General features: G+C 69.3%; 23 protein-coding genes and 1 other RNA gene. 15 read left to right on the top strand and 9 right to left on the bottom strand.

Annotated features, from left to right (window positions below):
- Positions 1-12 precede the first annotated feature (12 nt).
- Entirely contained in the window at positions 13-669 is a 657-nt protein-coding gene (locus E3D03_RS12000) for a histidine phosphotransferase family protein (RefSeq protein ID WP_062563620.1), read from the top strand.
- Here the strand turns inward: E3D03_RS12000 and E3D03_RS11995 are convergent.
- The 8 genes from E3D03_RS11995 to E3D03_RS11960 form a co-directional block, all read right to left on the bottom strand.
- Positions 666-1,598 (bottom strand): hypothetical protein, encoded by a 933-nt coding sequence (locus E3D03_RS11995; protein ID WP_263567154.1) that lies wholly within the window; start codon positions 1,596-1,598, stop codon positions 666-668. The genes E3D03_RS12000 and E3D03_RS11995 overlap by 4 nt on opposite strands.
- Positions 1,598-2,869, bottom strand: a complete 1,272-nt coding sequence (locus E3D03_RS11990) for a glutamate-5-semialdehyde dehydrogenase (RefSeq protein WP_263567153.1) — start codon at positions 2,867-2,869, stop codon at positions 1,598-1,600. Before E3D03_RS11990 ends, E3D03_RS11995 begins: the two co-directional genes overlap by 1 nt.
- Positions 2,870-2,934: 65 nt before the next feature.
- Positions 2,935-3,288: a transfer-messenger RNA gene (gene ssrA / locus E3D03_RS11985) on the bottom strand.
- Between the two features lie 158 nt (positions 3,289-3,446).
- Positions 3,447-4,490 carry a PotD/PotF family extracellular solute-binding protein gene (locus tag E3D03_RS11980; protein WP_062563631.1) on the bottom strand — a complete coding sequence of 348 codons (1,044 nt, stop codon included), beginning with the start codon at positions 4,488-4,490 and terminating at the stop codon, positions 3,447-3,449.
- Between the two features lie 109 nt (positions 4,491-4,599).
- Entirely contained in the window at positions 4,600-5,487 is an 888-nt protein-coding gene (locus E3D03_RS11975) for a TPM domain-containing protein (RefSeq protein WP_263567152.1), read from the bottom strand.
- Entirely contained in the window at positions 5,484-6,395 is a 912-nt protein-coding gene (ppk2, locus tag E3D03_RS11970) for a polyphosphate kinase 2 (RefSeq protein WP_263567151.1), read from the bottom strand. The genes E3D03_RS11975 and ppk2 overlap by 4 nt, the downstream gene beginning before the upstream one ends.
- Positions 6,396-7,322: a homoserine O-succinyltransferase gene (locus tag E3D03_RS11965; protein ID WP_263567150.1), complete on the bottom strand. Its 927-nt coding sequence runs from the start codon at positions 7,320-7,322 to the stop codon at positions 6,396-6,398.
- Positions 7,322-8,185 (bottom strand): ATPase, encoded by an 864-nt coding sequence (locus E3D03_RS11960; RefSeq protein WP_263567149.1) that lies wholly within the window; start codon positions 8,183-8,185, stop codon positions 7,322-7,324. Before E3D03_RS11960 ends, E3D03_RS11965 begins: the two co-directional genes overlap by 1 nt.
- A gap of 277 nt (positions 8,186-8,462) precedes the next feature.
- Here E3D03_RS11960 and E3D03_RS11955 point away from each other — a divergent pair, with 277 nt between their 5' ends.
- The 14 genes from E3D03_RS11955 (at position 8,463) to recN (ending at position 24,236) form a co-directional block, all read left to right on the top strand.
- Positions 8,463-9,443, top strand: coding sequence for a TerC family protein (locus E3D03_RS11955; protein WP_263567148.1), 981 nt, complete (start codon positions 8,463-8,465; stop codon positions 9,441-9,443).
- A 224-nt stretch (positions 9,444-9,667) separates the two neighbouring features.
- Entirely contained in the window at positions 9,668-10,837 is a 1,170-nt protein-coding gene (locus tag E3D03_RS11950; RefSeq protein WP_062563637.1) for a putative peptidoglycan glycosyltransferase FtsW, read from the top strand.
- Positions 10,834-11,925, top strand: a complete 1,092-nt coding sequence (gene murG, locus E3D03_RS11945; RefSeq protein WP_263567147.1) for an undecaprenyldiphospho-muramoylpentapeptide beta-N-acetylglucosaminyltransferase — start codon at positions 10,834-10,836, stop codon at positions 11,923-11,925. The genes E3D03_RS11950 and murG overlap by 4 nt, the downstream gene beginning before the upstream one ends.
- A complete protein-coding gene (gene murC, locus E3D03_RS11940) occupies positions 11,922-13,334 on the top strand; it encodes a UDP-N-acetylmuramate--L-alanine ligase (RefSeq protein ID WP_263567146.1) in 1,413 nt (470 codons plus the stop codon). Before murG ends, murC begins: the two co-directional genes overlap by 4 nt.
- Positions 13,331-13,603, top strand: coding sequence for a DUF2484 family protein (locus E3D03_RS11935; protein WP_062563640.1), 273 nt, complete (start codon positions 13,331-13,333; stop codon positions 13,601-13,603). The genes murC and E3D03_RS11935 overlap by 4 nt, the downstream gene beginning before the upstream one ends.
- A gap of 5 nt (positions 13,604-13,608) precedes the next feature.
- Positions 13,609-13,974, top strand: coding sequence for a hypothetical protein (locus tag E3D03_RS11930; RefSeq protein WP_263567145.1), 366 nt, complete (start codon positions 13,609-13,611; stop codon positions 13,972-13,974).
- Positions 13,975-14,236: 262 nt separating this feature from the next.
- Complete coding sequence (gene murB / locus E3D03_RS11925; RefSeq protein WP_263567144.1) at positions 14,237-15,157, top strand: UDP-N-acetylmuramate dehydrogenase; 921 nt, start codon at positions 14,237-14,239, stop codon at positions 15,155-15,157.
- A gap of 116 nt (positions 15,158-15,273) precedes the next feature.
- A complete protein-coding gene (locus tag E3D03_RS11920) occupies positions 15,274-16,197 on the top strand; it encodes a D-alanine--D-alanine ligase (RefSeq protein WP_263567143.1) in 924 nt (307 codons plus the stop codon).
- On the top strand, positions 16,185-17,207 hold the full coding sequence (locus E3D03_RS11915) for a cell division protein FtsQ/DivIB (protein WP_263567142.1): 1,023 nt from the start codon (positions 16,185-16,187) through the stop codon (positions 17,205-17,207). The genes E3D03_RS11920 and E3D03_RS11915 overlap by 13 nt, the downstream gene beginning before the upstream one ends.
- Before the next feature lie 21 nt (positions 17,208-17,228).
- The gene (gene ftsA, locus E3D03_RS11910; protein WP_062560258.1) at positions 17,229-18,563 is read left to right on the top strand and encodes a cell division protein FtsA; all 1,335 of its coding nucleotides are present in this window, start codon (positions 17,229-17,231) and stop codon (positions 18,561-18,563) included.
- 214 nt (positions 18,564-18,777) lie between these two features.
- A complete protein-coding gene (ftsZ, locus tag E3D03_RS11905) occupies positions 18,778-20,418 on the top strand; it encodes a cell division protein FtsZ (RefSeq protein ID WP_263567141.1) in 1,641 nt (546 codons plus the stop codon).
- A 231-nt stretch (positions 20,419-20,649) separates the two neighbouring features.
- A complete protein-coding gene (lpxC, locus tag E3D03_RS11900; RefSeq protein ID WP_263567140.1) occupies positions 20,650-21,591 on the top strand; it encodes a UDP-3-O-acyl-N-acetylglucosamine deacetylase in 942 nt (313 codons plus the stop codon).
- Positions 21,592-21,719: 128 nt separating this feature from the next.
- Entirely contained in the window at positions 21,720-22,562 is an 843-nt protein-coding gene (locus E3D03_RS11895; RefSeq protein ID WP_017999982.1) for an outer membrane protein assembly factor BamD, read from the top strand.
- Between the two features lie 30 nt (positions 22,563-22,592).
- Positions 22,593-24,236, top strand: a complete 1,644-nt coding sequence (gene recN / locus E3D03_RS11890) for a DNA repair protein RecN (protein WP_263567139.1) — start codon at positions 22,593-22,595, stop codon at positions 24,234-24,236.
- Here the strand turns inward: recN and E3D03_RS11885 are convergent.
- A complete protein-coding gene (locus E3D03_RS11885) occupies positions 24,233-24,586 on the bottom strand; it encodes a hypothetical protein (protein WP_263567138.1) in 354 nt (117 codons plus the stop codon). The genes recN and E3D03_RS11885 overlap by 4 nt on opposite strands.
- Positions 24,587-24,719 lie beyond the last annotated feature (133 nt).

Raw genomic sequence — 24,719 nt, 5'->3', positions numbered from 1 at the left:
GGCTAATTCCTCATGGACGATCTGACAATCCATCGCGATCCCCGGCTGCCCTTCGGAACCGAGCCAGAGCGGCTGGCGGCGCTGGTCAGCTCGCGGCTGTGCCATGACATCGTCTCGCCGCTTGGCGCCATCGGCAACGGGCTGGAGCTGCTGGAACTGTCGGGTGAGTTTCCGGGCATCGCCCGCAGCGCCGAGATGCAGTTGATCGCGGAAAGCGTCGAGGCAGCGCGGGCGCGGATCCGCTGGTTCCGCGTCGCCTTCGGCCATGCCTCGCCCGACCAGCGGCTGAGCCTGTCCGAACTGTCGGCGCTGCTGGCCGATGTCGAGAAGGGCGGCCGCCTCAAGCTGCGGCTCGAGGCCGAGGGCGACCTGCCGCGAGCCGAGGCGCGGATGATCCTCTTGGCGCTGATGTGCCTGGAAACCGCCTTGCCCTGGGGCGGGCGGGTGCTGGTGTGCCGCGGCGCCTCGGGCTGGCGGCTGGTGGCTGAATCGAGCCGCACCAAGCCCGATCCGGCGCTGTGGTCCTGGCTCGACCCGGACGCGACCCGCGCCCGGCCCGAACCGGCCTCCTCCGAGGTGCATTTCCTGCTGCTCGCCGGCTTCGCCCGCGCCGCCGGGCGGCCGCTGAGCTGGGAACTGGACGAGAGCGGCGGCGAGATCGCGTTCTAGGCGCCGTCGAGCGCGCGCGTGAGCCGGCGCAGCAGGCGGGGCGGCAGATCGGGCTCTTCGGCCAGCCGCGCGGCAAGCAGGGTCTCGGCGCGCGGATCGCCCCGTTCCAGCAGCAAAAGCGCCGCCTCGATGGCCGGACCGGGCGGGGCCTCGGCGGCCAGGGCGCGCAACTCTTGCGCCGCGCGCTGCGGGTGACGAGGCAGGGCGGCCTCGGCCAGGCGCAGGCGATAGGCGGGATTGCCGCGCCGCGCGGCGCGGTGCAACTCGCGGATGGCCTGCGGGTCGATGCGGTCCCGAACCAGCATTTCGGCCAAGTGGCCGGTGCCACTGGCGATCACCCCGGTCGCCGGATGGCCGCCATGCGGCAGCGCCACGGCAGTCAGCCCGGGAAAACCCGCCCGCACCCGCGCCGCATGGGCGCGGTCGGCGGCGATGGAGGGATCATAAAGCAGCAGCCCGCCGATGCCGGTGTCGCCTTGTGTTTCCGGCCGCGGCATGGGCTGGCCGATGCGGGCGAATTTCCCGTGCCGGTCGGGATCGAAGGGCGCGACCGCCGGGTCGATCGAATATTGCGGCGAAACCGCCATCACCCGCCGCGCCCGGCAGGCGGCGGAATAAAGCAGCGCCGCATAGCCGCCCATCGAAAAGCCGGTGGCGGTGACCTCGGCATAGGCTGCGGTGGCAAGGGACAGCGCCTGGGCCAGCGCGGCGCTTTGCGGCGACAGGAACCAGTCGCGCCGCGCGGTCTGTACCACCAGCGCGTCGATGCCCAGCCGCCGGGCAAAGCGCGGGCAGGACGGCGGGGTGAAGCCCCGCATCGCCACGTCGCGGCCGTGTTCGAAGGTGACGACGGCCTGCCGGCTCCCGCCCATGCCGCGAAACAGCGTGATGCGGTGACGGTCGTCCTGGTGCAGCCGTTCGGCATCCATCAGGGGCGGATGGTCCCGTCTCCGGTGACCAGGTATTTGAAGCTGGTCAGCTGCTCGGCGCCGACCGGGCCGCGGGCATGCATCTTGCCGGTGGCGATGCCGATCTCGCCGCCCATGCCGAACTCGCCGCCATCGGCGAACTGGGTCGAGGCGTTGCGCATCAGGATGGCGCTGTCGAGACCCTTGAAGAAGCGCTCGGCGGTGGCGTCATTCTCGGTCAGGATCGATTCCGTGTGGCCCGAGCCGTAGCGGCGGATATGCGCGATCGCCTCCTCGACGCCATCGACCAGCCGGACGGCGATGATCTTGTCCAGGAATTCCTGCCCGAAATCCGAGGGCTCGGCCGGCACCGTGCCGGCGATCCGGGCCAATTCGCCCTCGGCCCGCACCTCGACGCCGGCGTCGAGCAGATCCTGCACCAGCACGGCGCCGTGCCTGGTATAGAACTGCCAGTCGATCAGCAGGCATTCGGCGGCGCCGCAGATGCCGGTGCGCCGGGTCTTGGCGTTCAGCACCACGCGGCGGGCCTTCTCCAGGTCGGCGTCGCGGTCGGCATAGACGTGGCAGATGCCTTCCAGATGGGCAAAGACTGGCACCCGGGCTTCCTTCTGCACCAGCCCGACCAGGCCCTTGCCGCCGCGCGGCACGATCACGTCGATGAATTCCTGCGCCCGCAGCATGGCGGCCACCGCCTCGCGGTCGCGGGTCGGCACCATCTGGATCGCCGCCTCGGGCAGGCCGGCCTGCTTGAGCCCCGCGACCAGCGCGTCATGGACGGCGGCCGAGCTTTCCAGGCTTTCCGAGCCGCCGCGCAGGATCACCGCATTGCCGGCCTTCAGCGCCAGGGCAGCGGCATCGGCGGTGACATTGGGCCGGCTTTCGTAGATCACGCCGATGACGCCCAGGGGCGTGGCCACGCGCCGGATATGCAGCCCGTTCGGCCGGTCCCATTCGGCCAGCACCTTGCCCACCGGGTCCGCCTGGGCCGCGACCGAGCGCAGCCCCTCGGCCATGGCGCGGATGCGCGCCGGGTCCAGCTTCAGCCGGTCGAGCATGGCCGGGCTCAGGCCCTTTTCCTCGGCATGGTGCATGTCGAGGACATTGGCGTCGAGGATCGCATCCTCGGCCTTGCGGATCGCCTCGGCCGCACCGATCAGCGCGGCATGCTTGCGCTCGGCCGTGGTCTCGGCCAGCACGGCGGCGGCGTCCCGCGCCTTGCGGCCCATCTCGGCGATCAGCGCATCGGCCTCGGAAGTGGTCAGGTCTTTCATGGCGGCATTCCCTTGCATCGGCCCGAGATAGGACGCTGCGCCACGGATTTCCAGAAGAAAGGGAGGGTGCAGGATTCTGTTGCCAGGCTCCTGCGGGCCCCGCCTTACGCTGCTAGGCGGAAGGACTTGAGTTTCGGTTACCCGAGCTGCTTACGCAGCCAGAGCGACCGGAGCACGGTTGTCGTTGGCAACTGTACATTTTGCACCGATAACGGTGGTAGCTCACCGAGACAAAGCAAACAGCTTTAGACGTTCGTCGATCCTGTTTCGACCCCATGTGCCCCCAACGAGGGAATCTGGTGGAGTCGCCGGGTACCGCCCCCGGGTCCGATCCGCTTATTACCTGCGCGTTTATGTCCATAGCCCGGGCGAACCCGAACGACCCAGATATAGGCGTCGGCCCGGCGGCGCGCAAGAGAGTGGAACGCCGTTCCCCTCTTGCCCCGCTTCGCGGGCCAATTCACCCCTTGGGGTATTTTTCCAACAAAGAAGGGCGGGGCCTGCGGACCGGCCTTCTTTGTTTTCCAAATACCCCTGCGACCGGGCCGATCGCTCGGCGCCGGTCGGGTTCAGGGCGTCAGAAGCCGGCCTTGATCTTTTCGAACTCCTGCAGCTGGCGCTCGCGCTGCTGCGGGTCGTTCGGGGTCTGGGCCAGGATCGGCGCGTCGATGGGCGAGAGGCCCTCCTTCACCGCCGGCTCGTCCTTGATCGTCTCCATGGCGACGGTCGAGGTATGGCCGTAGCCGATGGTGTCCAGCAGGCCCTTGGCCGCCGGCGGGGCGAGCCAGGCGTTGATGAAGTCATAGGCCTTGTCTTCCTTGCCCGGGCCGTTCTTCAGGTTGATGAAGCCGCAGAAGAAGGTCGAGCTGCCCTCCTTGGGCGCGCGCTGGAAGCCGACCGGGAAGCCGTCCTTTTCCAGCAGCACCACGCCGTCGTTCCAGGACCAGGCCACGTCCACCGCACCCGAGGCCATCAGCTGCGCCTGCTCGGCCGGGTCGGCCCAATAGGCGGCGACGTTCTGATGCGCCTGGCGCAGCCAGTCGGCGGCGGCCTTGAACTGCTCGTCCGTGACCTTGGTCCAGTCGGTGGTGCCGGTCGCCAGATAGGCCAGCGCCCAGACGTCATCCGCCGAATCGGGCAGCGACACCCGGCCCTGGTACTTCGGGTCGATGAAGACGTTCAGGCTGGCCACGTCCTCGGCCGGGACGGTGTCCTTGTTATAGGCGATGGCGGTCGCGCCCCAGTCGGTCGGGATATACCAGACGCCCTGGTCGTCCTTGAAGATCGGCGAGTCGAGGAATTTCGGGTCGAGCGTGTCGAAGGCCGGGATCTTCGCGGTGTCCCAGGGCTCGATCAGCCCGGCGTCGCGGTATTTCGACACCATCTGCGAGCAGGGGTGCGCCACGTCCGCCTTGAAGCCCGAGGCGAGCTTCTGATAGGCCTCGTCGTCGTCGCCATAGAAGGCGAATGTCGGGCTGTCGCCGTTCTTGTCGATATAGCCCTGGAAGATCACCGGCTCCTCGAAGCCGGCCCAGTCGAAGACCGTCAATTCGGAATCGGCGGCATGGGCGGCGGTGCCGGCGAGGATCAGCGCAAGGGCGGAGGAACGCAGGAGTTTCATCGGGGGCCTTTCGGATGGGTGGCGGAATGGCCATGACGCTAGCCGGCCCGGGTCCACCTCGCAAGCCTTGCCCGGCGGCCGGCCGGGCCGTGCCCGCAAAACCGACGGCCTACCAGCGCCCCGAGGCGCCGCCGCCGCGCGACGCGCCGCCGCCGAAGCCCGAGCTGCCGGGGCGGCTGGTGCGGAAGGCCGGGTTGCGTTCCTGGCGCAGCAGCTCGCCGGCCGGGCCGTAGAAGCTGCGCGTGCCCAGCGGCGCCAGCCGGGTCTCGCTCCAGCCGCACTGCGGGCAGCGCCGCGTCACCGCCTGGTCCGAGACCAGGGTGCTGCCGTCGGGCTGCGGCCGGCTGTTCGGGGCGCGGGTCGTTTCCAGCCCGCGGCTGCCGCATTGCGGGCAGCGGTTGCGGCGCCACAGCCGCCAGCCCATGCCGGCCAGGATCAGGGTCCAGGCGCCGCCGAACAGGACCGGGAACAGCCGCGCGAGCCAGCTGCGGCGCGGAGCCTCGATGCCGCGGCCCTGGGCCTGGGGCAGGGCGATCTGCGCGATCACCGCCAGCGTGCCCTCGCGGATGCCCTGCGACATGCGGCCGTCGCGAAAGGCGGGCAGCATGGTGCCGCGCATGATGTCCTGGGCCAGGATATCGGCATCGCCCGGATAGCCGGCGCCAAGCTCGATGCGCGCCGCGCGGTCCCGGGCCAGCACCAGCAGCATGAAGCCGTCGTTGCGGTCCGCCCGGCCGACGCCCCACCGGTTGAAGAGCCGGGTGGCGAAATCCTCGAGCCCGGCGCCGTAGCTGCTGTCGAGCGTGACCACCGTGCCCTGCACCCCGGTCTGGCGGTCGAGGTCCGACAGCGCCCGGTCCAGCGCCGCCGCATCGGCGGGCGTCAGCAGCGCGGCGAAGTCGTTGATCGTCGTGCTGGCGGGCGCGGGCAGGTCCTGCGCCTGCAGCGGCAGCGCCAGTCCCAGGACCAGCAGCACGGCCGCCAGCAGCCGCGTCATGGTTCCAGGATCTCCGGCCCGCCGGTGATCTTCGGATCGGGGTTGCCGATCACCGCATCGTCGCGGCCGGTGAAATCCACCGCGCGCAGGATGGCCTGGATCGCCGCGATCCGCGCCCGGCGCTTGTCGTCCGAGCGGATCACCGTCCAGGGCGCGATGCCGGAATGGCTGCGCCGCAGCGTGTCGCGGATCGCGTCGGTGTAGTCGTCCCATTTCGCCAGCCCGTCCACGTCGATCGAACTGAGCTTCCATTGCTTGAGCGGGTCCTTCTCGCGGTCGAGGAAGCGCTTCAGCTGCTCGGCCCGGCCGACGTTCAGCCACAGCTTGACCAGGATCACCCCGTCGTCGACCAGCATGCTTTCAAAGGATGGCAACTGGCGGAAGAAGGTCTCGCGCTGCGCCTCGGTGCAGAAGCCGAAGACCTTTTCCACCACGCCGCGGTTGTACCAGCTGCGGTCGAACAGCGCGATCTCGCCCGCCGCCGGCAGCCAGTCGACATAGCGCTGGAAATACCACTCTCCGGCCTCGCGCTCGCTGGGTTTCGGCAGGGCGGCGATATAGGCCGAGCGCGGGTTCAGGTTCTCGCGCACCCGCTCGATGGTGCCGCCCTTGCCGGCGGCGTCGCGGCCCTCGAACAGCACCACGATGCGCTTGCCGGTGTGGATCACGTCGCGCATCAGCCGCACCAGCTGCAACTGCAGCCCTTCCATCTGCGCGTCGTATTCCTTGCCCTTCATCTCGTCGCGATAGGGATAGGAGGCGTCCAGGATCTCGTCGCCACTCGCGTCGCGGATCGCCTTGCGCACCGCCTCGGGCGCGTCCTTGTCGAGGTAGCGCGAGATGGCGCCGACGAAGGGCAGGTCGGGATGGGTCGCGGCCAGCGCCTTCTCGTCGGATTTCTTCGCCATTCACCGCTCTCCGATGCGCGCGATGTCATACCAGGTGGTCTGGTAGATCTCGTTGATCCAGTTACCGTAGAGCAGATGGGCATGGCTGCGCCAGCGGTTCGTCGGCGCCTGCGAGGGGTCGTCGTCGGGATAATAGTTCACCGGCACGTTGATCGGCTTTCCGGCCGCCACATCGCGGTCGTATTCGTCCTTCAGCGTGGTGCTGTCATATTCGAAATGGTTGAAGACATAGAGCGCGCGGTGGCCCGGATCCTCCAGCAGGCAGGGCCCGACCTGGTCCGAGGCGATCAGCGTGTTCAGCCCCGGGCAGGTGTCGACCTCGGGCTGGCGCACCTCGGTCCAGCGGCTGACCGGCACCAGCACGTCGTCGGAAAAGCCGCGCAGATAGGGGCTGGAGGGCGCCAGATTCTGGTGGCGGAAGCAGCCGAAGGCCTTGCGCTCCAGCATGTGCTTCTTCAGCCCGTGGAAATACCAGGCCATGGCCATGCCGCCCCAGCAGACGCCGAAGGTGGAATGCACATGCGTCCGGGTCCATTCGAAGACGCGGGTCAGCTCGTCCCAATAGGTCACCGCCTCGAAGGGCAGGTGCTCGATCGGGGCGCCGGTGATGATGAGCCCGTCGAATTTCTCGCCCGTGGCCGCGACGTCGCAGAAACGGCGATAGAAGCTCTCCATGTGGTCGGCGGCGGTGTTGCGGCTTTCGTGGTCCGACATGCGGATCAGCTGGAAGTCGATCTGCAAGGGTGTCGCGCCGATCAGGCGGGCGAACTGGTTCTCGGTCTGGATCTTCTTCGGCATCAGGTTAAGAAGCCCGATGCGCAGCGGCCGGATGTCCTGGGTCGCCGCACGACCCGGCGACATGACCATGACGCCTTCGTTCGACAGGATGTCAAAGGCGGGCAGGTCATTCGGTAGGGTGATGGGCATCATGCTTCCTTTCGTTCGATGGCCCGGCCGATCAGCCGGATCAGCTCGTCCGGGGTGCGGATCTCGGCCACTTCCTCGGCCAGGATCGTCAGGCCGCGCCGGGCCATGGCCTCGTAGCGCGGCTGGCGATGGGCCAGGGCGCGGGCATAGGTCCAGCGGATGAAGTCGTCGGGATTGACCTCGTCCTCGGCCAGGCCCTTCTCGACCCGGTAGTCGGTCCAGGCCCGGTCGAGGAAATCCGGCTGGTAATACATCGGCTTCGGCGCGCGGTCGAAGCGGCGCACCAGTTCCTGGGTATGGGCGGGCGAGCCCTTGATCCAGACCAGAGCCAGGTCGCGTTCCAGCGCGTCCAGCACCGGGTCGGTCTCGGCAAAGGGATCGACCACCTCGCAGACCGAGCCGCCGGAATCGCAGACGAAATTCCCCAGCCCATAGAGCTCTTGCGCGCGGCGGATGAAATGGCTGGTGTCGAGCAGCGCCGCGATCTCGGCGGCGCGGTGCTGGCCCTGGCGGCGCATGTATTCCGGGAACTCCAGCCCGCCGCGGGTCACGCTGCCGGGCTTGCCGAGATAGGTGGACAGCGGCGCCAGGTTTTCAAAGGTGATGTTGCTGGCGATATAGACCGAATCCGACAGAAGCAGCTCGCGCAGGAACGGCACCTTCATCGCCTCGCGCTTGAAGTTGTCGGCGATCAGCTCGCCCATGTAGCGCGTGCCGATGCGGTAATCGACCGAGTAGTGGAACCACTCGCCCGAGCCGCGCAGCATCGAGGCGAGATAGGTCTTGCCGAGGCCCGACATGCCGAAGAACAGCACGCGCTTTCTGGGCGCGGCCAGCCATTCGGCTTGGGTCTTGTAAAGCATGGGCGCTCCTTCCTGCCGGGCCCATCCGTCGGGCAGGGGATAGTTAATCCCGCGCAGGCGCATAGAAAAGGCCCCAGAATCCCGCCGCCTCGGCAAAAAATCCGCACCCACCCCTTGCGCCGGGGCCGCGAGCCCCCAAGTCCTGCGGGCGGACCGGGCCCCTCTGACGACCGAAAGGTCGTGATGTCGGACCGCATCGAGCCTGCTCGATGCCAGCCCGGAACCCGTCGTCCCGCCCGTGCGCCTGGCATCCAGCACCCAAACTGGAGCCTGACCCGTGGAACCCTTCTACCTCACCCTCTTTCTCGGCACGCCGATCTGGCTGTGGCTGGTCTTCGTCGGCCTGGTCGGCCTGCTTCTGGCCTTCGACCTCGGCGTGCTCAACCGCGGCGACAAGGAGATCGGCGTTGCTGAAAGCCTGAAGCTGTCGAGTTTCTACATCACGCTGGGCGTGCTGTTCGGCGGCTTCGTCTGGTATCAGCTCGGCAGCAATGCCGCCGCCGAATACATGACCGCCTTCGTGGTCGAAAAGACGCTGGCCATGGACAATGTCTTTGTCATCGCGCTGATCTTCGCCACGCTGTCGATCCCGCGCCGTTACCAGCATCGGGTGCTGTTCTGGGGCATCCTGGGCGTGATCGTGCTGCGCGGCATCATGATCGGCGTCGGCGCCACGCTGGTCGCGCAATACGGCTGGATCCTCTATGTCTTCGCCGGCTTCCTGATCCTGACCGGGATCAAGATGCTGCTCGTGGGCGACAAGGACCACGACATGGCAGCGAACCCGGTGCTGCGCTTCCTGCGCCGCCGCATGCCGCTGACCGAAGGCCTGCACGGCCATGCCTTCGTGGTCAGGCAGCCCGACCCCAGGACCGGCCGGCTGCGCCGCTATGCCACGCCGCTCTTGCTGGCGCTGGTGATGATCGAGATCGCCGACGTGATCTTTGCCGTCGATTCGGTGCCGGCGGTCTTTGCCATCACCACCGACCCCTATATCGTCTATACCTCGAACATCTTCGCCATCCTGGGCCTGCGCGCGCTGTTCTTCGCGCTGGCGGCGATCATCCACCGCTTCGAATATCTCAAGCAGGCGCTGGCGGTGCTGTTGATCTTCATCGGCGCCAAGGTGTTCATCGCCGACCTGATGGGGCTGGCGAAGTTCCCGCCGGCGCAGTCGCTGGGCATCACCTTCGCCATCCTGGGCGCCGGCGTCGCCTGGTCGCTGTGGCGCACCCGCAAGGACGCGGCAGGCGTCTGAGCCCGACCTGCGGCGCCGCGCCCGGCCGCGCGGTTGCCGTTGGGTATTTGAACAACAAAGAAGGCAGGGGCGGCGGTGCGAGATCCGGCCGCCTCCGCGCGATGTGATCCGGGCTGCCGCTGCGTTAACCAATCCGCTGTAGCGTGCCCGGGCCAATCGCGCTATGATTCGGCCCAGACCCGGAAAACGGGCGACGACAAACGAGGCAGTGACGGCGGTAACCCATGACCGAGATGGTCTTTGGCACCACGCCCGTGCGGGCTGGTGATCCGATTCTTCCCCGCTGGTGGCGCACCCTGGACCGGTGGTCCCTGGCCTGCGTGCTGGGGCTTTTCGCGGTGGGGCTTCTTCTGGGGCTGGCGGCCTCGGTGCCGCTGGCCGAAAAGAACGGCCTGCCGCAGTTCTATTACGTGACCCGGCAGGCGGTGTTCGGCGCCATGGCGCTGGCGGCGATGCTGGTGATCTCGACCTTCTCGCCGCGGATGGTGCGGCGGATCGGCGTCCTGGGTTTCCTGGCCGCGCTGGTGGTGCTGATGGCGCTGCCCTTCGTCGGCACCGATTTCGGCAAGGGCGCGGTGCGCTGGCTGCGCCTGCCCGGCGGCATGTCGGTGCAGCCCTCGGAATTCCTGAAACCCTGCTTCATCGCCATCTGCGCCTGGTTCATGGCGGCAAGCCAGGAGGTCGGCGGCCCGCCCGGCAAGCTGTTCTCCTTCGGGCTGGCGGTGGTGGTGGTGCTGCTGCTGGCGCTGCAGCCCGACTTCGGCCAGGCCTCGCTGGTGCTGTTTTCCTGGTGCGTGATGTATTTCATCGCCGGGGCGCCACTTTACCTTCTGGGCAGCGTCATGGGGCTGGCGGCGCTGGGCGGCTTCTTCGCCTATGGCGCGTCCGAGCATTTCGCCCGCCGCATCAACGGCTTCCTGGCCGCAGAGGTCGATCCGCGCACCCAGCTCGGCTATGCCTGGAACGCGATCCAGGAGGGCGGCTTCTTCGGCGTCGGCGTCGGCGAAGGCTCGGTCAAATGGTCGCTGCCGGATGCGCATACCGATTTCATCATCGCCGTCGCGGCCGAGGAATACGGGCTGATCCTGGTCCTGATCATCATCGCGCTTTACGCCACCATCGTCATCCGCTCGCTGCTGCGCTTGCAGGACGAACGCGACCCGTTCGCGCGCATCGGCGGCACCGGGCTCGCCTGCGCCTTCGGCGTGCAGGCGCTGATCAACATGGGCGTGGCGGTGCGGCTCCTGCCGGCCAAGGGCATGACGCTGCCCTTCGTCAGCTATGGCGGCTCGTCGGTGATCGCCTCGGGCATCGCCATGGGCATGCTGCTGGCCCTGACCCGCGCGCGCCCGCAGGGCCGCATCGGCGACGTGCTGGGGCGGGGCCGGGGATGAGCGCGGCTCCGCTTTGCCTGATCGCCGCCGGTGGGACCGGCGGCCATATGTTTCCGGCGCAATCGCTGGCCGAGGTGCTGCTGGCGCGCGGCTGGCGGGTGAAGCTGTCCACCGACGAGCGCGGCGCCCGCTATGCCGGCGCCTTCCCGGCCGAGGTGGCGCGCGAGGTCGTCAGTTCCGCCACCACCGCGCGGGGCGGGCCGCTGGCCAAGCTCGCCGTGCCCTTCCGCATCGGCGCGGGCGTGCTGACCGCGATGCGCCGCTTTCGCGCCGACCGTCCGGCGGTGGTGGTGGGCTTTGGCGGCTATCCGACTATTCCCGCCATGGCGGCGGCGCTGGCTTTGGGCATCCCGCGCATGATCCACGAACAGAACGGCGTCATGGGCCGGGTCAACATGGCCTTCGCCCGCCGGGTAAGCCGCGTCGCCTGCGGCACTTGGCCCACGCGCCTGCCCGAGGCGGTCGAGGGCATCCACACCGGCAACCCGGTGCGCCAGGCCGTGCTGGACCAGGCCGCCGCGCCCTATGCCCCGCCGGGCGAGACCGGCCCGCTGCACTTGCTGGTCATCGGCGGCAGCCAGGGTGCCCGCGTGCTGTCAGACGTGGTGCCCGAAGCCATCGCCAGCCTGCTCGAGGCCATGCGCCCCCGCCTGATCGTCAGCCACCAGGCGCGGGCCGAGGACGCCGAGCGCGTCACCGCCGCCTATCGGGCGGCGGGCATCGCCGCCACCGTGCGGCCCTTCTTCGACGATGTGCCGGCGCGGCTGGCGCAGGCGCAGCTGGTGGTCAGCCGGGCCGGGGCCTCGTCCATCGCCGACATCACCGTGATCGGCCGCCCGGCGATCCTGATCCCCTATGCCGCGGCCACCGCCGACCACCAGACCGCCAACGCCCGCGCCTTGGCGGAATCCGGCGCGGCGGTGCTTCTGCCCGAATCCGTGCTTGACGCCGAAAGCCTCGCGCGCGACATGCGGGACATCCTTTCCGACAGCGCCCGCGCCACCCGAATGGCAGCGGCGGCGCTGGAGCTCGCCCGCCCCGACGCGGCGCAGCGCCTTGCAGATCTAGTAACGGACCTATCCCGATGAACGCAGCGACCAAACTTCCGGGCGAACTGGGCCCCATCCACTTCATCGGCATCGGCGGCATCGGCATGTCGGGCATCGCCGAGGTGCTGATGACGCTGGGCTATGCCGTTCAGGGTTCGGACGCGAAACGCTCGAAGATCACCGACCGGCTGGAGAAGCTGGGCGCCGCGGTCTTCGAGGGCCAGCGCGCGGAAAACATCGGCGAGGCCGGCGTGGTCGTGATCTCGACCGCGATCAAGAAGGGCAACCCCGAGCTCGAGGAAGCCCGCCGCCGCGGGTTGCCCATCGTGCGCCGGGCCGAGATGCTGGCGGAACTCATGCGCCTGCGCTCGAACGTCGCCGTGGCCGGCACGCATGGCAAGACCACCACCACCACCATGGTGGCGACGCTGCTGGACGCCGGCGGCTTCGATCCGACCGTCATCAACGGCGGCGTGATCCACGCCTATGGCTCGAACGCCCGCGCCGGCGCCGGCGAATGGATGGTGGTCGAGGCCGACGAATCCGACGGCAGCTTCAACCGCCTGCCGGCGACCATCGCCATCGTCACCAACATCGACCCCGAGCATATGGAGCACTGGGGCAGCTTCGACGCGCTGCGCAAGGGTTTTCAGGATTTCGTCTCGAACATCCCCTTCTACGGCCTCGCCGTCTGCTGCACCGACCACCCCGAGGTGCAGGCGCTGGTCGGCCGCACCACCGACCGCCGCGTGGTCACCTTCGGCTTCAACGCCCAGGCCGACATCCGCGCGATAAACCTGCGCTATGAAAACGGCATCGCGCATTTCGACATCGCCCTGCAGGCCGAGGAGGACGCCCCGGTCATCGAGGATTGCACCCTGCCGATGCCGGGCGACCACAATGTCTCGAACGCGCTGGCCGCCGTCGCGGTCGCCCGCCACCTGGGCATGAAGCGCGCCCAGATCCGCGAGGCGCTGGCCAGGTTCGGCGGCGTCGGCCGCCGCTTCACCCGCGTGGGCGAGGTGAACGGCGTCACCATCATCGACGACTACGGCCACCACCCGGTCGAGATCGCCGCCGTGCTGAAGGCCGCGCGCCAGGCCACCAAGGGCCGGGTCATCGCCGTGCACCAGCCGCACCGCTACACCCGGCTCTCCAGCCTCTTCGACGATTTCTGCACCTGCTTCAACGAGGCCGACGTGGTCGCCATCGCCGAGGTCTATTCGGCGGGTGAGGAGCCCATTCCCGGCGCCTCGCGCGACGATCTGGTCGCCGGCCTCATCGCCCACGGCCACCGCCACGCCCGCGCCGTGATGGACGAGGGCGACCTGGAGCGCCTGGTCCGCGAACAGGCCCGGCCCGGCGACATGGTGGTCTGCCTCGGCGCCGGCACCATCTCGGCCTGGGCCAACAACCTGCCCGAACGGCTGATGGGACAGGCGGCATGATGCTGCTGGCCGGCCATCCGTTCGTCGCGGCGTTCTGCGCGGTCCTGTGGGGCGTGCTGGCCTGCCTGCTGCCCTTCGTGCGGCTGCGCTGGCGCCATGCCGCACTGTGGACGCTGGTGCTGTGCGGCGTGCCGGTGCTGGGCTGGCTGACCTATCTCTGCGGCCCGGGCTTCGGCGTGCTGTTCCTGTCGCTGGGCCTGTCGCTGCTAGTCTGGCCCCCGTTCGAGACCCGCCGCCGCCGCGCCGTGGCGCAGCGGGGCTTGCGCTAGGCGGCGTGGAGATCGTCTGGCTGATCGCCGCCGCGACGGTGGCGCTGACCGCCGGCATCCGCGCCCTGCGCGCCGCCGCCCGCAGTTGGCGCGGTCTGGCGCTGGAGCTCGGGCTGCTGCTCGGCGCCGCCGCGACCTGCTTCCTGATCGCCGAAAGCAAGACGGGGGGCTATCTGCCGGGCCTTGCCGGGGTGCTGATGTATCTGCTGATGCTGATCGCCGCCGGAGGCCTTGCCACAGGAGCGGCGGGCCGCTGGCTTTACGCCCGCCTGACCCCCTCGCCGGTCCGTCCGGCCCCGGCGGCGGCATGGGATCTGTGGCTGATCGGCGCGGTCTCGGCGCTGGCGGTGCTGCTCAGCGCGATGGAGTGAGTATGTCGCTTAGGCTAGATATGTTAGGAACAGCGCGATCAGACAGGCTGCGGCACCTTCGTGACGCCCATTACGCTGCATGCGCTGGAGGGCGTTCCCGCCCTGCATCCCCTGTGTACGCCCGGTGTACAGCCTGTGCACGCCCGTCACAGCCAAAACCCCAGCATTTGCTGGCCAATCTGCGCTCCGCCCCCACCACGGCATCCCCTGGCAACGCGCGCCCGATTGACGCCCCGCGCAACGGCGATTAACCACGCGGGCCATGACCCACAGCCTCCCCACGCCCCGCGGCGCCCTGATCCCGAACCGCCCGCTCGCCGAGCTGACCTGGCTGCGCGTCGGCGGCCCGGCGGATTGGCTGTTCCAGCCTGCGGACGAGGCCGACCTGGCCGCCTTCCTCGCCGCGCTCGACCCCGCCGTGCCGGTGTTTCCGATGGGCGTCGGCTCGAACCTGATCGTGCGCGACGGCGGCATCCGCGGCGTGGTGATCCGGTTGGGCCGCGGCTTCAACGCCATTGAAATCGCAGGGGAAACCGTCACTGCCGGCGCTGCCGCGCTGGATGCGCACGTCGCGCGCAAGGCGGCCGAGGCCGGGCGCGACCTGACCTTCCTGCGCACCATCCCGGGCAGCATCGGCGGCGCCGTGCGCATGAACGCCGGCTGCTACGGCAGCTATATCGCCGACCACCTGGTCTCGGTCCGGGCGGTGGCGCGCGACGGCGGCATCCACGATCTGCCCGCCGATGCGCTGAACCTCGCCTATCGCCACTCCGACCTGCCCGAAGGCTGGGTCGTGACCCGCGCGACCTTCCGCGCCGCCCCGGGTGAACCAACTGAACTCGCTGCGAAAATGGACGACCAGCTGGCGCGCCGCGACGCCAGCCAGCCGACCCGCGACCGCTCGGCCGGCTCGACCTTCCGCAACCCGGCCGGCTTTTCCTCGACCGGGCGGGCCGACGATTCGCATGAGCTGAAAGCCTGGAGCCTGATCGACGCCGCCGGCCTGCGCGGCCATCGGCTGGGCGGGGCGCAAATGTCTGAAAAGCATCCGAACTTCCTGGTGAACGCCGAAGGCGCCACGGCGGCCGAACTGGAATCCCTGGGCGAGCTGGTCCGCGACAAGGTGCGCGAAAGCTCGGGGCATGAGCTGCAATGGGAAGTCATCCGCGTGGGTGAGCCGTAACCCGCCGCCATCCCCGGAAATCTCGCGCCAAGCGCGAAAAGGGACTTTTGCGATTCCCCGCAACCCGCTATCCTGCCGCGATAAACACCCGGACAAACCGGGAGAATGAGGCAAAATTGGCGGGCAGGTCGAGCAGGACAGCCCCGAAAGTCGTGGTCCTGATGGGCGGACCCTCGGCCGAGCGCGAGGTTTCCCTCTCGTCCGGGCGGGAATGCGCGAATGCGCTGCGGCAGGCGGGCTATGACGTCGTCGAATTGGATGCGGGCAGGGATCTGCCCGCGCGTCTGGCCGAATCCGCGCCGGACGTGGTCTTCAACGCGCTGCACGGCCGTTGGGGCGAGGACGGCTGTGTCCAGGGCCTGATGGAATGGCTGGGGCTGCGCTATACCCATTCCGGCGTGCTGGCCTCGGCGCTGGCCATGGACAAGTCCCGGGCAAAGCAGGCTTTTCGCGAGGCGGGCATCCCCGTGGTCGAAAGCGTCATCGCCGACGCGGCCGAGGTGCGCGCCCGCCACGTCCTGCCGCCGCCCTATGTCGTCAAGCCGAATGACGAGGGCTCCTCGGTCGGGGTCTATATCGTGCACGAGGCAGCCAATGCCCCGCCGCAGCTGTCGGACCAGATGCCGGCGCGGGTCATGGTCGAGACCTATGCCCCCGGCCGCGAATTGACCGTCGCCGTGCTGGGCGACCGCGCGCTTGGCGTGACCGAGATCGTCACCGAGGGCTGGTACGACTACGATGCGAAATACAAGCCCGGCGGCTCGCGCCACGTCATCCCGGCCGCAGTCCCCGCCGAGATCGACGCCGCCTGCCGCGATTTCGCGGTGCGGGCGCATCAGGCGCTGGGATGCCGCGGCCTGTCGCGCAGCGATTTCCGCTGGGACGAATCGCGCGGGCTGGCCGGGCTGATCATCCTCGAGACCAACACCCAGCCCGGGATGACGCCGACCTCGCTGGCGCCGGAACAGGCGGCGCATGTCGGCATGGACTTCCCCGCGCTCTGCCGCTGGATCGTCGAGGAGGCGCTATGCAGGGGCTGAATTTCCATCGCGGCCAGGGGGATGGCGGAAGGCCGGCGCCGGTGCGGCACGTGCCCTCGCGCCCGGCGCCCTCGCAGCAGCCGCGCCCGGTGCGCAAGGACCCGGCGCCCTCGCGGCTGGCCTATCGGCTGAACCGGATGATGCTGCGCCCGCTGGTGCGGCGGCTGGTGCATGTCGGCCTGCCGGCCTTTCTGGCGGCGCTGGTGGCGGGGATCTGGCTGTCGGACGACACGCGGCGCGCGAACCTGACCGGCGGCATCGACGCCATCGTCGACAGGGTCCAGCACCGCGACGAATTCATGGTCCGCATGATGACCATCGAGGGTGCCTCGCCCGTGGTGGACAAGGGGCTGCGCGCCATGCTGCCCGTGGACCTGCCGGCCTCGAGCTTCGATCTGGACCTGGAAAAGCTGCGCGAGCGCGTGCTGAAGCTGGATGCCGTCGAGGCGGTGGACCTGCGCATCAAGCCCGGCGGCGTGCTGTCGGCCGTGGTGACGGAACGGGTGCCGGCGGTGCTGTGGCGCCATGCCCGCGGCATCGAGCTGCTGGACAAGACCGGGCACCGCGTCGCCTCGGTCACCGCGCGCGAGGTGCGGGGCGACCTGCCGATCATCTCGGGCGAGGGGGCCGATCGCGCCGCACCTGAGGCCTTGGCGCTGATCGACGCCGCCGGCCCGGTGCTGCCGCGGCTGCGCGGGCTCGAGCGCATGGGCGAGCGGCGCTGGGACGTGGTGCTGGACCGCGGCCAGCGCATCAAGCTGCCCGAGAACGGCGCGCTGCAGGCGCTGGAACGCGCCATCGCCATCGACCGCGCCCAGCACATGCTGGAGCGGGACATCGCGGTCGTGGACCTGCGCCAGCAGCAGCGGCCGGTGGTGCGGCTGGGGCTCGAGGCGCAGAACGCCATCCGCCGCGCCCGCGGCCAGCCCGAGCTTGGCCCGGACGGCAAGCCGATCGCGGTCGAGACGACGGAACAGAAATCTGCAAACGGCAAGAAGAAAAGCGGCTAACAGGCTGAAGGGGCGGGAAAGATGAAGGATCTGTATCAGGGCCAGCGCGCGATGCGGCAGATGCGCCGACAGGCGATGCAGCGCGGCGTCATCGCGGTCCTCGACATCGGAACCTCCAAGATCGCCTGCTTGGTGCTGCAATTCGACGGCCCCAGCCAGTTCCGCGAGACGGACGGCGTCGGCCCGATGGCCGGCCAGTCGAATTTCCGCGTCATCGGCACCGCCACCACCCGGTCGCGCGGCATGCGCTATGGCGAGATCGAGACCATGGCCGAGACCGAGCGCGCCATCCGCACCGTCATCCAGTCGGCGCAGAAGGTCGCCGGCGTCCGGGTCGATCACGTCATCGCCTGCATCTCGGGGGCGCGCCCGGCAAGCTATGGCCTGGCGGGCGAGATCCCGCTGCCCGCCGGAAAGGTGGGCGAGGGCGACGTCGCCCGCGTGCTGGCCGCGTGCGAGGTGCCGGATTTCGGCCGCGGCCGCGAGGTTCTGCACGCCCAGCCGGTGAACTTCGCCCTGGACGGCCGCTCGGGGCTGTCGGACCCGCGCGACCAGTCGGGCAACCGGCTGGCCTGCGACATGCACGTGCTGACCATCGACGGCGACGCGGCCAGCAACCTGGTGCATTGCATCCGGCGCTGCGACATGGAGCTGGCGGGGGTGGCGTCGGCCTCCTATGCCTCGGGCCTGGCCGCGCTGGTCGAGGACGAACAGGAGCTGGGCGCTGCCTGCGTCGATCTGGGCGGCGGCACCACGGGCGTGTCGATCTTCATCAAGAAGCACATGATCTTCGCCGATGCCGTGCGCTTCGGCGGCGAGCTGATCACCCAGGACATCGCCAAGGGCCTGCGCGTCAGCCATGCCGTGGCCGAGCGGCTGAAGACCCTGCATGGCGGGCTGGAAGCCACCGGCCGCGACGACCGCGAGATGATCGAGCTGGGCGGCGAGACCGGCGACTGGGACACCGACCGCCGCGCCGTCAGCCGCGCCGACCTGATCGGCATCATGCGCCCGCGCGTCGAGGAGATCCTGGAAAACGTCGCCGGCATCCTGGATGCGGCCGGCTTCGATTCGATGCCCTCGCGCCAGATCGTGCTGACCGGCGGCGGCAGCCAGATCCCGGGGCTCGATGTGCTGGCGGCGCGCATGCTGGGGCAGAACGTGCGCATCGGCCGGCCGCTGCGCATCCAGGGCCTGCCGCATAACGCGACCGCGCCGGGTTTCTCCTCGGCCATCGGCCTGTCGTTGCTGACCGCGCATCCGCAGGACGAGTGGTGGGATTTCGACATGCCCGCCGAACACTATCCGGCGCGCAGCCTGCGCCGGGCCTATCGCTGGTTCCGCAACAACTGGTAGTTGAACGCGGCGCCGATGCGGTGGTGCGGACACCTGTCCACACCACATGCTGGAGAATGGGCAAGATACCGCCTAAAACGCCCCGCCAGACCGCCATATTTGGTGGTCTGACTGTGTTTTTCGGGTGACGGTCGGGCCGAATCTGGCTAGGCTTGCGGGTAATGGGGATTCGACCGGGCCAACTGCGTCCGGCAAACGAAAAGGCAGGCGAGACATGGAACGGCAGATCCACCTGATGCTGAACGACGAACAGGAACTGAAGCCGCGCATCACCGTCTTCGGCGTCGGTGGGGCAGGTGGCAACGCGGTCAACAACATGATCGACAAGCAGCTGGAAGGGGTCGAATTCGTCGTCGCGAACACCGACGCCCAGGCGCTGCAATCCTCGAAAGCCGACAGCCGCATCCAGATCGGTCCGAAAGTGACCGAGGGCCTGGGCGCCGGTGCCAAGCCCTCGATCGGCGCCAAGGCCGCCGAGGAAACCATCGAGGATATCGTCGATCACCTGATGGGCGCGCATATGTGCTTCATCACCGCCGGCATGGGCGGCGGCACCGGCACCGGCGCCGCGCCGATCATCGCCCAGGCCGCGCGCGAGATGGGCATCCTGACCGTCGGCGTGGTGACGAAGCCGTTCCAGTTCGAGGGCACAAAGCGCATGCGCCAGGCCGAGGAGGGCGTCGAGGCCCTGCAGAAGGTCGTGGACACGCTGATCATCATCCCGAACCAGAACCTGTTCCGTCTGGCCAACGAAAAGACCACCTTCACCGAAGCCTTCGCCATGGCCGACGACGTGCTCTACCAGGGCGTCAAGGGCGTGACCGACTTGATGGTGCGGCCGGGCCTGATCAACCTCGACTTCGCCGACGTGCGCGCGGTGATGGACGAGATGGGCAAGGCGATGATGGGCACCGGCGAGGCCTCGGGCGAGAACCGCGCCGTGCAGGCGGCCGAGAAGGCCATCGCCAACCCGCTCCTGGACGAAATCAGCCTGAACGGCGCCAAGGGCGTGCTGATCAACATCACCGGCGGCTACGACCTGACGCTGTTCGAAATGGACGAGGCGGCCGAGAAGATCCGCGAGAAGGTCGATGCCGATGCCAATATCATCGTCGGCTCGACCATGGATCCCTCGATGGAAGGCACGATCCGCGTTTCGGTCGTGGCGACCGGCATCGACGCCTCGGCGGCCGAGATCCCCGCGCCGCGCCGTGGCATGAAAGAGCCGCTGACCCAGAACCCGCCGGTCACCCAGCGCGTCGAGGAAGAGCTGCCGGTGCCGCCGCGCCGCGTCGCGCCGACGGCGGAAGCCGCGCCGCAGCCGATGATGCAGCCGCGCGTGCAGGCGCAGCCCGCGGCCCCCGCCGCGCGCTATGAGGAAGAGGACATGCCGCGCCCGGCCTATCAGCCCGAATTGCGCCAGCCGGCCGCCGCGCCGACGCGCGACGCGCTGAACGGCGATGCCGGCGGCTTCGTGGCCCCGAGCCGTGCCCCGGCGCCGGCCGGCACGCCCTCGGATGCGGTGATGCAGCGCCTGGCCGCCGCCGTGCAGAAGGCGCCCGAGCGCCAGGCCGCCGCCCAGGGCCGCCCGGCCCAGCCGCAGCAGCAGCCGGCCGCCGATGCGGCGCGCGGGCAGGGCCGCATGGCCGGCCTCAGCCGCATGCTGGAACGCATCTCGGGCCATGGCGAACAGGCCGAGAAGCCCGCGCCCTCGACCATCGCCGAGCGCGTCAGCGAGCGGGTGCAGGCCCGTCGCAGCGGCGGATTCGATGCCGGCTTCGACGATCTGGCCAGCCCGGATCGCAGCGGCGACAATGTCGAGATCCCGGCTTTCCTGCGCCGCCAGGCCAATTGAGGCGTTCACAAGTTTTCGCCCAAGGAATCTGGAAGGACCGCTTCGGCGGTCCTTTTTCATTGGCGAAAACAGGCTCTTGCCGGGCATCGGCGGAATATTTCCGCACCGCGGCATGGATTGTTTCACCCCGTTACAATTCGTTAATTGAGGAAGTGCGGGCCGGTGCCTAACTGAATGTCACGCCGCGAGAATCCCTTGCGGCGACGACTCACAGAACCGGCAGGCCAGACCATGCAGACCACCATCGCTCAGAAAGCCCAGTTCCGCGGCGTCGGACTGCATTCCGGTGCGGCCGTGCGGCTGGCCATCCTGCCGGCGCCGGCGGATCACGGCATCGTCTTCGTGCGCACCGACCTGGACCGCGCCCGCATCCCGGCGCGCTGGGACCGGGTGACGCCCTCGCAGCTGTGCACGCTTCTGGACAACGGCCAGGGCGCCACCGTCTCGACGGTCGAGCATGTCATGGCGGCGCTGTCGGGCACCGGCATCAACAATGCCGTGGTCGAGGTGAACGGGCCCGAGGTGCCGATCCTCGACGGCTCGGCCGCGCCCTTCGTGCAAGGCATTCTCGAGGCCGGGCTGCGCCAGCAAGCCGACGCGCCCCTGCGCGCCATCCGCGTGCTGCGCCCGGTCGAGGTGCAGATGGGCGAGGGCTTTGCCCGCCTGTCGCCGGCCGACCACCTGGAAATGCATTTCGACATCGACTTCACCGATGCCGCCATCGGCCATCAGGAAAAGTCGCTGGACATGGCGAACGGCAGCTTCGTGCATGAGCTGATGGACAGCCGCACCTTCTGCCGCCAGGCCGACGTGGTGCGGATGCAGCAAAACGGGCTGGCGCTTGGCGGCACCTATCTGAACGCCGTGGTCTTCGACGGCGACAAGGTGCTGTCGCCCGGCGGTCTGCGCCACCGGGACGAGGCCGTGCGCCACAAGATGCTGGATGCGGTGGGCGACCTGGCGCTGGCCGGGGCGCCGCTGCTGGCGCGCTATACCGGCCACCGCGCCGGCCATGCCATGACCAACAAGCTGCTGCGTGCGCTTTTCGCCCAGGCGGATGCCTGGGAATGGGTCACGCTGACCCCGGAAATGGAAAGCCGCCTGCCGGGTGCCGGCGTGATCGCCGCGGCCGCGCGCATGGCCGCGCCACTCCGCCAGCTGGCCGTCGCCTGAAGGTGACGGCCGGGCCGCAGATTTTCCGGTTTTGGCATTTTGCGCAGCCCGATTTTCTGTGCTAGGACGACCGGGCCGCGCGGCCTGACGCCGTCGCGGCGACGCAAGATTCTGACGGGCAGGGTGGAATGACAGGCATCAGATCGGGTTCCTTGGTCGCGGCTGTGCTGTCGATTGGCCTTCTGGCAGGATGTGGCGGCGGCGCGAGCAAAACGCCCGAATCATTCGAGAATTTCACCGCCGAGGAAATCTACAAGCGCGGCGAGTATGAGCTTGAGAACACGCGCAAGCCGAAGGACGCGGTGAAGTACTTCACCGAGGTCGAACGGCTTTATCCCTATTCCGAATGGGCCAAGCGCGCGCTGATCATGCAGGCCTATTCCTATCACCGCGCCCGCGACTACGAAGAGGCGCGCGGCGCCGCGCAGCGTTTCATCGACACCTATCCGGGCGACGAGGACGCGGCCTATGCGAAATACCTGCTGGCGCTCAGCTATTACGACCAGATCGACGAGATCGGCCGCGACCAGGGCCTGACCTTCCAGGCGCTGCAATCGCTGCGCGAGGTGATCGAGCAATATCCCGACACCGAATATGCCCGCTCGGCGATCCTGAAGTTCGACCTGGCCTTCGACCATCTGGCGGCGAAGGAGATGGAGATCGGGCGCTACTACCTCAAGCGCGGCCATTACACCGCCGCCATCAACCGCTTCCGCGTCGTGGTCGAGGAATACCAGACCACGACCCACACGCCCGAGGCGCTGATGCGGCTGGTCGAGGCCTATCTGGCGCTGGGTCTGAACGACCAGGCGCAGACGGCGGGCGCGATCCTGGGCCACAACTTCCAGTCCTCGCCCTTCTACGAGGATGCCTATGCGCAGCTGCGCGGCCACGGGCTGAAGCCCGAGGCACGCGGCGACAGCTGGCTGACCCGGGTCTATCGCCAGGTGATCCAGGGCAAGTGGCTATAGCCCGCGCGTCACGCACGGCAGGATGGGGTGATGCTGCGTTCGCTTGAAATCCGCGACATGCTGCTGATCGACCGGCTGGATCTGGACTTCCGGCCGGGCCTGAACGTGCTGACCGGCGAGACCGGCGCCGGCAAGTCGATCCTGCTCGACTGCCTAGGCTTCGTGCTGGGCTGGCGCGGCCGCGCCGATCTGGTGCGGCAGGGCGCGAGCCAGGGCGAGGTCACCGCCGTCTTCGACCTGCCCGCCGGCCATCCCGCCCGCACACTGCTGGACGAGGCCGGCTTCCCGGTCTCGGATGAGCTGATCCTGCGCCGCGTGAACGGTGGCGACGGCCGCAAGACCGGCTGGATCAACGACCGCCGCGCCTCGGGCGAGGTGCTGCGGCTGCTGTCGGAAACGCTGGTGGAGCTGCACGGCCAGCATGACGACCGCGGCCTTCTGAACCCGCGCGGCCACCGGCTGCTGCTCGACGCCTTTGCCGCCGTCGACCTCGGTCCCGTCCGCGCGGCCTGGGCGGCCCGGCGCGAGGCTCGGGCGGCGCAGGAGCGGGCCGAAGCGGCCTTGGCTGCCGCGAAGGGCGAGGAGGAGTTCCTGCGCCATGCCGTGGCCGAGCTGGACAAGCTCGACCCGCAGCCCGGCGAGGAGGCCGAGCTCGACACCCGCCGCCGCGCCATGCAGGGCGCTGAGCGCATCCGCGAGGATGTGTCGCGCGCCTTGCAGGCCCTGGGCAGCGCGGGGGCCGAGGGCGCGATGCTGGATGCCGCGCGCTGGCTCGACGCCGCCGCCGAGCGGGCCGAGGGCCGGCTGGAGGCCCCCGCCGCCGCGCTGCAACGCGCGCTGATCGAGCTGGGCGAGGCGCATGCCGGCGTCGAATCGGCGCTGGAGGCGATGGATTTCGATCCGCGCGACCTCGAGGCCACCGAAGAGCGGCTGTTCGCCCTGCGTGCCCTGGCCCGCAAGCATGACGTGCTGGCCGACGACCTGGCCGGGCTGGCCGAAGTATTGCGCGGCCGCCTGACGCGCATCGACGCCGGCGAGGGCGACCTGGCGCGCCTGCGCGAGGCCGTCGCGGCGGCTGACGCCGCTTATGACAGCGCCGCCGCCGCCCTGTCGGACCAGCGCGCCACGGCCGCCAAGCGGCTCGATGCCGCGATGGCGGCCGAACTCGCGCCGCTGAAGATGGAGCGCGCGGTTTTCGAAACGCTGGTGACGCCCGCCGACCCCGGCCCCGAGGGCCGCGACGCGGCGGCCTTCACCGTCGCCACCAATCCGGGCGCCCCGGCCGGTCCCCTGGACCGCATCGCCTCGGGCGGCGAGCTGTCGCGTTTCCTGCTGGCGCTGAAGGTCTGCCTGGCGCGCGGCAATGACGCGCTGACGCTGATCTTCGACGAGATCGACCGCGGCGTCGGCGGCGCGACCGCCGATGCGGTCGGCCGGCGCCTAGCCCGGCTGGCCGAGGGCGCGCAGGTTCTGGTCGTGACCCACAGCCCGCAGGTCGCGGCGCTGGGGGGGCATCATTTCCGGGTGGCGAAATCGGTCGAAGGCGGCATGACCACCTCGCACGTGGCCGCCCTGACCGCCAGCCAGCGCATAGAGGAAATCGCCCGCATGCTCTCGGGCGAGGAAATCACCCCGGCCGCCAAGGACGCCGCCCGCGCGCTGCTGCAAGGCTAGTCGAGAATCCTGTCCACCTGCCGGATGATCGACAGCACCTGCGCGCTGTCCGGGTCATAGCGGATCAGCTGTCCCGCGATGATGCCATAGCGGCTGCCGGCGGGCGGCTGGCTCATGCCGTAAAGCCCCGGCCGGGTAACCGGATGCAGCAGTGCCGCATCGACCGTGCCGCCGACCCGTAAGCTGCCGCCGCCGTCGCGCGCCACCTGCGGCAGGCTCGTCGGCGCCGCGGCCGATGCCGCGCGCTCGGCCGCGGGCCCTTCCGGGTCGGGCTGGGCCGCCGAAGTCATCGCGGCGGCCAGCGCCGCGGCCATCACGGCCGCAAGGAAGCGGGTTCGATCACGTCTCATGGCATTCAGCCTGGCACGAATTCATTGATCCAAGGTAAACGCCGCAGGCCCGCGATCGGCTCCCTCACGAAGCGGCGAGATCGTCCTCGGACCGGCCGCGCTTCTCGAATCTCGGCAACATTGCCGAGAAGTC

This window comes from Paracoccus sp. DMF, assembly GCF_004407025.1.
Classification (GTDB): Bacteria; Pseudomonadota; Alphaproteobacteria; order Rhodobacterales; family Rhodobacteraceae; genus Paracoccus; species Paracoccus aminovorans_B.
This window is presented reverse-complemented; position numbering and strand designations above follow the sequence as displayed.